This window comes from Methylobacterium sp. J-076 (assembly GCF_022829405.1).
Lineage (GTDB): Bacteria > Pseudomonadota > Alphaproteobacteria > Rhizobiales > Beijerinckiaceae > Methylobacterium.
On record NZ_JAKSXW010000133.1, the window covers coordinates 390,724 to 400,103 of the forward strand.

Consider the following 9,380-nt stretch of genomic DNA (forward strand, 5'->3'; position numbering starts at 1 on the left):
AAGGGCCGGCCCTCAGGGGCGCATCAGGCCCCGCTGCCCGAACAGCGGCGAGCGGCCCGCATCCGGCTTGCCGCCGGCATAGTAGGTGCTGACGCAGGCGACCTCGTCCGTCGAGCCGCAGACGAGCGGCGCGCGCTCGTGGATGCCGGCGGCCACCATATCGAGGATGCGCTCCTGGCCGTCCGTCGCCGCCCCGCCGGCCTGCTCGATCAGCATGGCGACCGGGGCGACCTCGTAGAGCAGCCGCAGGCGCCCGCGGGCGTAGCCCTTCCGGGAATCGCCCGGATAGAGGAACACGCCGCCCCGGGTGAGCACCCGCTGGATGTCGGCCACCATCGAGCCGAGCCAGCGCATGTTGAAGTCCTTGTCGCGCGGCCCCTCGGTCCCGCGCAGGCAATCCTCCACGAAGGCCTTGACCGGCGGGTCCCAGAACCGGGCGTTCGAGGCGTTGACGGCGTATTCCTTGGCGGCGGCGGGGATCTTCATGGCCGCGGCGGTGAGGCGGAACTTCCCCTGGTCCCGGTCCAGCACGAAGCTCTGCGTCCCCTGGCCGAAGGTCACGATCAGGGCGGTGGCCGGGCCGTAGCTGACGAAGCCCGCCGCGAGCTGCGTGGTGCCCGGCGTGCGGAAGCTCGCCTCCACATCCTCGCCCGCCACCACGGGGCGGATGCCGAACACCGTCCCCACCGCCATGTTGACGCCGATGTTCGACGAGCCGTCGAGGGGGTCGATCGCCACCGCCAGCGGTGCCGCGGCGTTCAGCACCATCACGCCCTCGGCCTCCTCGGAGGCCACGGTCGCCACGGGTGCGCCGCGCAGTGCCTCCGTGACGCGCTCGTGGGCGATGACGTCGAGCGCCTTCTGCACGTCGCCGTCGCTGTTCTGCTCGCCGCTGGCGGCGAGGTCGCCGCCCAGCGCCCCGCGCCCGATCACGGCGCTGATCCCGATCGCCGCCTCGGCGATGGCCGCGACCACCGCGGCGGTGTCGTGCAGGCCGGCATCGGCCTGCGTCACCTGCGCGAGATAGACGTCGAGGGGGGTCCCGACCGCTAGATCCGCCATCGGCCTCTGTCCTTCTGTCGCGCTGCCATGTCCGGGAACGGGTCTGTAGCCGTCCGGGGCCGCCCATCATAGCCAGCCATATGGCACGATCGATAAGAACCCGCGGATACCCTCGTCAAGAAATCTCCACAGCCTTGCGGCACCGATCAAAAAAAACGAAAAGCGGCCGATGCGCAACCTGTCCCTGAAACAGCTCCAGGCGGTCGCGGCGGTGGCCAAGCTGGGCACCATGACGCGGGCGGCACAGGAGTTGAACGTCACCTCCGCCGCGCTCTACGCGCGCATTCGCCAGCTGGAGGAGGAGGCCGGCCTCCTGCTGTTCGACCGCACCCCCGCCGGGCTGAAGCCGACCGATGCGGGCCGGGAGATGCTGTGGGCGATCGACAGCATCAACACCATCCTCGAGACCTGCACCGACCGGCTGCGCTCCCTACGCGGCATCTCCGGCGGACGGGTGGCCCTGGGCGTGGTCTCGACGGCCAAGTATTTCGCGCCGCAGGTCATCGCCGGCTTCGCGAAGCTGCATCCGGGCGTCGAGATCAGCCTGTCGGTGCGCAACCGCGGCCAGACGGTGGAGGCGCTGCGCGGCTACGAGATCGATTTCGCCGTGATGGGCCGCCCGCCCCGGGACTTTCCCATCGAGGCGGCGACCTTCGGCCCCCACCCCCTGGTGCTGGTGGCCGCCCCCGACCATCCCCTCGCCGGCCGCACAGGCCTGACGAAGACGGACCTCTCCGATGAGGCCTTCTTCATGCGCGAGGAGGGCTCGGGCACGCGCACCGTGTTCGAGGAGTTCATGAGCGGCGTGCTGGTGAAGCGCGCCCTGCTCGACATCGACACCGGCTCGAACGAGACGATCAAGCAGGCGGTGATGGCCGGGCTCGGGCTGTCGCTGCTCTCCGCCCATTCCGTGGCGGCCGAGGTCGAGAGCGGGCGGCTCGCCGTCCTCGACGTGGCCGGCCTGCCGATCCGGCGGGACTGGTACGCCGTGCGCCGGGCGGACAAGGTGCTCGGGCCGGCGGCCTCGGCCGTGTGGAGTTACCTGATGAGCGACGGCGCCCGCTGGCTGCCCGGCCTCGCCATCGCCAAGCTGGCCCCCACGGCCAAGGAGAGCTGACGTTGACGGGGGAGGCCGGGATCGTCGTCGTCGGCGCCGGGCAGGCGGGGTTCCAGGTGGCCGCCTCCCTGCGCGAGGGGGGCTACCGGGGGGCCCTCGCCCTGGTCGGCGACGAGGCGGCCCTGCCCTACCAGCGCCCGCCCCTGTCGAAGGCCTACCTCGCCGGCAAGACCGACGCCGAGGGCCTCGCCCTGCGCCCCGCCTCCTTCTTCGCCGACCACGGCATCGCCCGCCACGTGGCGAGCCCCGCCGCAGCGATCGACCGGGACGGGCGACGGCTCCTCCTGGCCGACGGCACCGCCTTGCCCTACGCCCACCTGATCCTCGCCACCGGCGCCCGCAACCGGCCCCTGCCCGTGCCGGGGGCGGATCTGGCGGGCGTCCACCAGATCCGCGGCCTCGCCGACGCCGACGCCCTGAAGGCGGCGCTCGGGGAGGCCGAGCGGATCGTCGTGGTGGGCGCGGGCTTCATCGGCCTCGAATTCGCGGCGGTCGCCGCCGGGCGCGGCCTCGCCGTCACCGTCGTGGAGGCCGCCGGGCGGCCGATGGCCCGGGCCGTCTCGCAGGAGACCGCCGCCTTCTTCCGCGGCGCACAGGAGGCGATGGGCGTGCGCTTCGCCTTCGCGGCGGGGGTGACGGAGATCCTGGGGAGCGGCGGCCGGGTCCGGGCCGTGGCCCTGGCGGACGGGCGCACGCTGCCGGCCGACCTCGTGGTGGTCGGCATCGGCGTGCTGCCGAACGCGGAGCTCGCCGCCGCCGCGGGGTTGCCGGCCGGCGACGGCGTGCGGGTCGATGCCTTCCTGGCCACCCCCGACCCGGCGGTCTCGGCGATCGGCGACTGCGCCCGCTTCCCCAGCCCCTTCGCCCACGGGCTCCCCGGCGACGGCACGGTCCGCATCGAGTCGGTGCAGAACGCCATCGACCAGGGCCGCTGCCTCGCCGCCCGCCTCGCCGGCCGCCCGGCGGCCTATGCGGCGCTGCCGTGGTTCTGGAGCGACCAGGGCCCGCACAAGCTCCAGATCGCCGGCCTGTCGGCGCCGGGGGATGCGGCGGTGGTCCGCGGCGGGGAGGCGGCCTTCTCGGTCTTCCGCTTCCGCGACGGGCGCCTCAGCGCCGTCGAATCGATCGACCGGGCGGGGGACCACATGGTCGCCCGGCGCCTGCTGGCGGCGGGCACGCCCCTCACCCCGGAGCAGGCCGCCGACCCGCGGCTCGACCTCAAGGCGCTGGCGATGGGTCGGCCCTGACCGGCACCGCGACGGACCGGTCCCGGGCGCACCCCGGGGACTGAATATTCCATTCATTCACACCGAACCGTCACTCCGCATGGACCGGATCGGGCTTGCGGGCGTTGGAGCAGGTCGGAGCATTGTGCATCGCCGCGCGATGGCGCAGAGCCGTGTCGAGGCGATGGGGGTCGGGATGGCGAAGATTTTGCTCGTCGAGGATCATGAGGAGATCTGGGACTTCCTGTCCCGGCGCCTCAAGCGGCGAGGCTACGAAGTGATCCTCGCCCATGACGGCGAGGCCGGCATCCAGCAGGCCCGGGCGGGCCGCCCGGACGTGATCCTGCTCGACATGAACCTGCCGGTGCTGGACGGCTGGTCCGCTGCCCGCGCCCTCAAGGCCGGCGCCGACACACGCGCGATCCCGATCATCGCGCTCACGGCCCACGCCATGTCGGGGGACCGGGACAAGGCGATCCAGGCGGGCTGCGACGACTACCACCCCAAGCCCGTCGATTTCTCCAAGCTGCTGAGCCAGATCAGCGCGGCGCTCGGAGAGACGGCGCAGGCCGGGTGACGGACGGGCCGAAGGGACGGGGCGGGGCGGCGTCCGGCTGCCCCTCTGGGACAGGGTCGAGGGGAGCGTGTCAGTGAGCGAGGATCCCGTCACAGCGCAGCGCCTCCGGCAGGGGCTGCCGGTCATCGTGGCGCTCGCCTCGTTCCTCCTCGTCGTCGGGGTGATGGCGGCCCTGTATTTCGGCCGCGAGATCCTCGTGCCGGTGACCCTGGCGATCCTGTTGAGCTTCGTCCTGGCGCCCTTCGTGCGGATGCTGCGGCGCGTGCGGGTGCCGCGGGCTCCGGCGGTGCTGCTCGTCGTGGTGATCGTGTTCGGCGCGCTGTTCGGGATCGGCAGCCTGATCGCCAGCGAGGCGTCCCAGCTCGCCACGGACCTGCCCCGCTACACCCTCGTGATGCGCGACAAGATCCGCGACCTGCGCGGGGCCACCGACGGCTCAAGCTCCCTGTCGCGGCTCGTGGACATGGTCCAGGACCTCGGCGCGGCGATCCAGCCCCCGGCGGCGGCGGAGTACAAGGGCGAGCCCGGCACGCCGACCCATCCCCTCACCGTGGAGCTGAGCCCGGCCCGGGCCAGCGTCCTCGATACGCTGCAGACCTTCGCCGGCCCCGTCCTCCACCCGCTGGCCACCACCGGCCTGATCCTGATCTTCACGATCTTCATCCTGATGCAGCGGGAGGATCTGCGGAACCGGGCGATCCGCCTCGTCGGCCCCGGCGACCTGCGCCGGACCACGGCGGCGATCGACGACGCCACCAGCCGGCTGTCCAAGTTCTTCCTGGCGCAGCTCGCCCTCAACATCGCCTTCGGGGTGGTGATCGGCCTCGGCCTCGGGTTCATCGGCGTGCCGAGCCCGACCCTGTTCGGCGTCCTGGCGGCGATCCTGCGCTTCGTCCCCTATATCGGCGCGGCGATCAGCGCCCTGCTGCCGGTGATCCTGGCCGCGGCGGTGGATCCCGGCTGGTCCATGGTGATCTCGACGGTCGCCCTGTTCCTCGTGGTCGAGCCCCTCTGCGGCCACGTGATCGAGCCGCTGCTCTACGGCCACTCCACCGGCCTCTCCCCGGTGGCGGTGATCCTCTCCGCGACGATCTGGACCTTCCTCTGGGGGCCGATCGGCCTCGTGCTGGCGACGCCCCTCACCGTCTGCCTCGTGGTGCTCGGCCGCCACGTCGAACGGCTTTGGTACCTCGACGTCCTGCTCGGGGACCGGCCCGCCCTGTCCCCCCCGGAGATCTTCTACCAGCGGATGCTGGCGGGGGACCCCGCCGAGGCGATCGAGCAGGGCCGGCAGTTCCTGAAGGAGCGCGCCCTCGTCACCTATTACGATCAGGTCGTCCTGGCCGGCCTGCTCCTGGCGCAGGAGGACCTCTCCCGCGGGACCCTGGTCCGGGAGCGGCAGGACGAGGTGGGCTCGGCGATCCGCACCGTCGTCGCCCGGCTGGGCGCGAGCCCGGTCGCCCGACGCAACCGGCGCGGCAAGGCGAGCCGGGGCGCGGACACCGAGACGGCGGCGGCCCTCGACGCGGTCGGGCCCGACCGGCGGGAGGCGGCCATCGTCCTCGGGCCGGAGGATCTCGCGCCGGCATGGCGGAGCGCCCGGCCGGTCCTGTGCGTGTCGAGCCGCGGCCCGTTCGACGAGGCGGCGACGCTGATGCTGAGCCAGACCCTCGCCCGGCACGGCCTCGCCGCGCAGACCCTGTCGATGGCCGCGATCCGGGCCGGCGAGCGCCCGGAGGCGCCGGAGGGGATCGCGATGGTCTGCTTCTCCTACCTCGAACCCGTCAGCCTCTCGCAGGTGCGCTTCACCGTGCGGCAGGCCCGGGCCGCCATCCCCGGCGTGCGCGTCCTCGTCGGCTTCTGGCGGGAGCGGGACCCGGCGAGCCTCGCCCGCCTACGCCGGGCGACCTCGGCGGACGACCTCGTCACCTCGCTGAACGACGGCCTGTCGGCGGCGCTCGAAGCCAGCCGTGCCGTGCCCCGGCCCAGCCCGGCCCTGCCGGCGCCGGTGCCGGACCAGCCCCCGGTCGTCGCCGGCGCCATGGCGTGAGCGAGCGGCGGCACGACGGCCGGTTCCTCGCCCTCGACGGCCTGAGGGGCGTCGCGGCCGTGACGGTGGTGCTCACCCACGTCATGGCCCGGTGGCCGACGCACCTGCCCCTCGTGCCCTTCGTCAAAGGCGGCTACCTCTCCGTAGATGTGTTCTTCGTCCTGTCCGGCTTCGTCATCGCCCATGCCTACGGCGAGCAGCTGCCGGCCTCGCCCGGCGCGGTGGGGCGCTTCCTCGGCCGGCGCTGGCTGCGGATCTACCCGCTCCACTTGGCGATGCTCGCCCTGCTCGTGGCCATGGAGGGGCTGAAGCTGGTGGTGCAGTGGCGGGGCGGCCATCCCGACGTGGCCCCCTTCAGCGGCAGCAACGACGTCACCGGACTCACGGAGAACCTGTTCCTGCTCCAGAGCTGGGTCTCGGCCCCGCGTTTCGGGTGGAACGCGCCGAGCTGGAGCATCAGTGCGGAGGCCGGCGCCTACATCGTCTTCGCCGCCGCCGCCTGGGCCGGGCTGATGCGGCGCACCGCCGTCCTGGCCGGGTGCGCGCTGGGGGGGATCGTCGTGCTGGCCGGGGTGGCGTGGCGCCTCGACACCCTCGACCTGACCCACCGGGAAGGCCTCGTGCGCTGCTTCGCGGGCTTCGCGACGGGGGTGTTCCTCGAACGGCTGCACACCCTCGGCCGCATCCCGGCCTGGACCGAACGGCTCCAGCTTCCGGCGCTCGCCGCCCTGCTCGCCATCGCCAGCGCCGGGCACGGATGGCTGGTCTTCGCCGCGCCCGTCATCGCGGTGCTGGTGGCGTCCCTGCGCACGGATCGCGGGCCCCTGGCGGCGGCCCTCGGCACCCGGCCGATGCAGGTCCTGGGGCGGATCTCGTACTCGGTCTACCTGATCCAGATCCCCCTGCTGATGCTGACGGAGAGCGCCATCAAGGCCCTCGGCCTGAGACCGCCCACCGCCGACCCATGGCGCGGGGACGAACTCAGCCTCGTCTACCTCGCCGCCCTCGTGGCCACGGCGGCCCTGTCCCACCATGCCATCGAGGGCCCGGCGCGCCGGTCGTACCGCCGCCTGCGGCGGCAGCAGGCGGAGCGGCCCGCCGCCAGTGCCCCGGCCCGGTGACGTCGGCCCCCCGGGATTTCCGCTCAAGCTTGGGGGAACCGTTCGCGCCGGTAGCGCGATTCCCCCCGTCGCCCCTGACCGACGGGATGCGTGAGACAGCACCGATGTCCGAGTCCTCCCGGCCCCCCGGGACCCGCGTCAACGACGACGCCCCCTCCGAGGTCTCCGACCCGAAGAGCGAGATCTTCTTCGCCGCCGTCGAGACGACGCGGATGCCGATGATCGTCACCGATCCGCGCCAGCCCGACAACCCGATCATCTTCGCCAACCGCGCCTTCGTGGCGATGACCGGCTACGCGCCGGAGGAGCTGGTGGGGCGCAACTGCCGCTTTCTCCAGGGGCCGGAGACGGACCGCGAGACCATCGCCGCCGTCCGCGCGGCGGTGGCCGAGCGGCGGGAATACGCCACGGAGATCCTGAACTACCGCAAGAACGGCTCGACCTTCTGGAACGCGCTGTTCGTCTCGCCGGTGCACAACACTGCGGGCGAGCTCGTCTACTATTTCGCCTCGCAGCTCGACGTGTCGCGCCGCCGCGACGCGGAGGACGCCCTGGGCCAGGCCCAGACGATGGAGGCGCTGGGCCAGCTGACCGGCGGCATCGCCCACGACTTCAACAACCTGCTCCAGGTGATCGTCGGCTACGTCGACATCCTCGCCGCCGGGCTGGAGAAGCCCGATGTCGACCGGGCGCGGCTCGGGCGGGCCACCGACAACATCCGCCAGGCGGCCGAGCGCGCCACGACGCTCACGCAGCAGCTCCTCGCCTTCGCCCGCAAGCAGCGCCTGGATGGCCGCGCGGTGAACCTCAACACCCTCGTCGAGGGCATGCAGGAGATGATTACCCGCACGGTCGGCGAGGCGGTGCGGGTGGAGTTCGACCTCGCCGGGGACCTGTGGAACTGCCGGGTCGACCCGACCCAGGCCGAGGTCGCGATCCTCAACGTCCTGATCAACGCCCGCGACGCGATGCCGGACGGCGGCATCGTGCGGATCGCCACGGCGAATCGCACGGTGAGGGTGAGCGCCGACCACGAGGTCGGCCCCCTGCGCGAAGGGCGCTACGCCTCCATCGCCATCGCCGACAGCGGCACCGGCATCCCGTCGGCGGTGCTGGCGCGGGTGATGGACCCGTTCTTCACGACCAAGGACGAGGGCAAGGGGACCGGGCTCGGCCTTTCGATGGTCTACGGCTTCGCCAAGCAATCGGGCGGGGCGGCGCAGATCGAGTCGTCCGTCGGCGCGGGCACCACCGTGAACCTCTCCTTCCCGGCCGTCGAGGGCGAGCAGGCCATGCCGGCCAAGGTCGCCCTGCGGACCATCGACCGGCCGGGGACGGAGACGATCCTCGTGGTCGATGACCGGCAGGACGTGGCCGAGCTTGCCCGCACCATCCTGCGCGACTTCGGCTACACGGTCCTGATGGCCGGAGGCGCCAGGGAGGCCCTGGAGATCCTCGACGCGAGCGAGAGGGTCGACCTGCTCTTCACCGACATGATCATGCCCGGCGGCATGAACGGCGTGGTCCTCGCCCGGGAGGCGCGCCGCCGCCAGCCGCGGCTCAAGGTGCTGCTGGCCACCGGCTACGCGGAGGCGAGCCTGGAGCGCACCGATGTGGGGGGTTCGGAATTCGACATCCTGAACAAGCCCTATCGCCGCACGGAGCTGATCCGGCGGGTGCGGGTGATCCTCGACGGCCCCACCGGAGCCGCGTGAGGCCGCCGCATCCGGGAGGAGGACGGGCCATGGCGCAGGGCGACAAGTCCACATACACCGACAAGCAGAAGCGCAAGGCCGCGCACATCGCCGAGTCCTACGAGGACCGGGGCGTGCCGGAGAAGGACGCCGAGGCGCGGGCCTGGGCGACCGTCAACAAGAAGGACGGCGGCGGCAAGAAGCCGGGCGGCTCGGGCCGCAAGACCCGCCAGCCCACCCCCAAGGCCAAGGCGGCGAAGGAGTAAGGCCACGTGCCCCCCGCGCCCGCCTGGCCCCCCGAATGCTCGGGCCGGGCAAGTGCCCGGAACCGGTCCCCGACCATGATACCGTTGCGTCCGCCGACAAGCCCAAAATCGTTGGCGCCGAGCGACGGGAGGTTGGCGAATCGGCCCGGCCCCCCGGGGATCAGAAGGGCGAAGCCCAGGCCGAAGGGAACCTTCGCCGCCCCGGTGATCCGGCGGGTGGGGAGGCCCAGGAACACCCACGCACCCAGGAAGCCAAGCACCCGGCGC

The 9,380-nt window shown here is 72.7% G+C and carries 7 protein-coding genes and 1 pseudogene; 7 read left to right on the top strand and 1 reads right to left on the bottom strand.

Annotation, left to right across the window (positions count from 1 at the left end):
- Window positions 1-12: 12 nt before the first annotated feature.
- On the bottom strand, window positions 13-1,062 hold the full coding sequence (locus MKK53_RS17315; protein ID WP_243929928.1) for a class 1 fructose-bisphosphatase: 1,050 nt from the start codon (window positions 1,060-1,062) through the stop codon (window positions 13-15).
- A gap of 169 nt (window positions 1,063-1,231) precedes the next feature.
- Here MKK53_RS17315 and MKK53_RS17320 point away from each other — a divergent pair, with 169 nt between their 5' ends.
- The 7 genes and pseudogenes from MKK53_RS17320 to MKK53_RS17350 form a co-directional block, all read left to right on the top strand.
- Window positions 1,232-2,179, top strand: coding sequence for a LysR family transcriptional regulator (locus MKK53_RS17320; protein ID WP_243929929.1), 948 nt, complete (start codon window positions 1,232-1,234; stop codon window positions 2,177-2,179).
- Between the two features lie 2 nt (window positions 2,180-2,181).
- Window positions 2,182-3,426, top strand: coding sequence for an NAD(P)/FAD-dependent oxidoreductase (locus MKK53_RS17325; RefSeq protein ID WP_243929930.1), 1,245 nt, complete (start codon window positions 2,182-2,184; stop codon window positions 3,424-3,426).
- A gap of 175 nt (window positions 3,427-3,601) precedes the next feature.
- On the top strand, window positions 3,602-3,982 hold the full coding sequence (locus tag MKK53_RS17330) for a response regulator (protein ID WP_243929931.1): 381 nt from the start codon (window positions 3,602-3,604) through the stop codon (window positions 3,980-3,982).
- 73 nt (window positions 3,983-4,055) lie between these two features.
- Complete coding sequence (locus MKK53_RS17335) at window positions 4,056-6,032, top strand: AI-2E family transporter (RefSeq protein ID WP_243929932.1); 1,977 nt, start codon at window positions 4,056-4,058, stop codon at window positions 6,030-6,032.
- The gene (locus tag MKK53_RS17340; protein ID WP_243929933.1) at window positions 6,029-7,153 is read left to right on the top strand and encodes an acyltransferase family protein; all 1,125 of its coding nucleotides are present in this window, start codon (window positions 6,029-6,031) and stop codon (window positions 7,151-7,153) included. Before MKK53_RS17335 ends, MKK53_RS17340 begins: the two co-directional genes overlap by 4 nt.
- Window positions 7,154-7,257: 104 nt before the next feature.
- The gene (locus tag MKK53_RS17345; RefSeq protein ID WP_243929934.1) at window positions 7,258-8,868 is read left to right on the top strand and encodes a histidine kinase famiy protein; all 1,611 of its coding nucleotides are present in this window, start codon (window positions 7,258-7,260) and stop codon (window positions 8,866-8,868) included.
- A gap of 29 nt (window positions 8,869-8,897) precedes the next feature.
- Window positions 8,898-9,095, top strand: a pseudogene (locus tag MKK53_RS17350) (plasmid stabilization protein); the annotation flags it as partial.
- Between the last annotated feature and the right edge of the window lie 285 nt (window positions 9,096-9,380).

Coding starts and splice junctions, on each gene's coding strand:
- MKK53_RS17315 (WP_243929928.1), bottom strand. CDS start 1,062: ATGGCGGATCTAGCGGTCGGGACCCCCCTCGACGTCTATCTCGCGCAG.
- MKK53_RS17320 (WP_243929929.1), top strand. CDS start 1,232: ATGCGCAACCTGTCCCTGAAACAGCTCCAGGCGGTCGCGGCGGTGGCC.
- MKK53_RS17330 (WP_243929931.1), top strand. CDS start 3,602: ATGGCGAAGATTTTGCTCGTCGAGGATCATGAGGAGATCTGGGACTTC.
- MKK53_RS17345 (WP_243929934.1), top strand. CDS start 7,258: ATGTCCGAGTCCTCCCGGCCCCCCGGGACCCGCGTCAACGACGACGCC.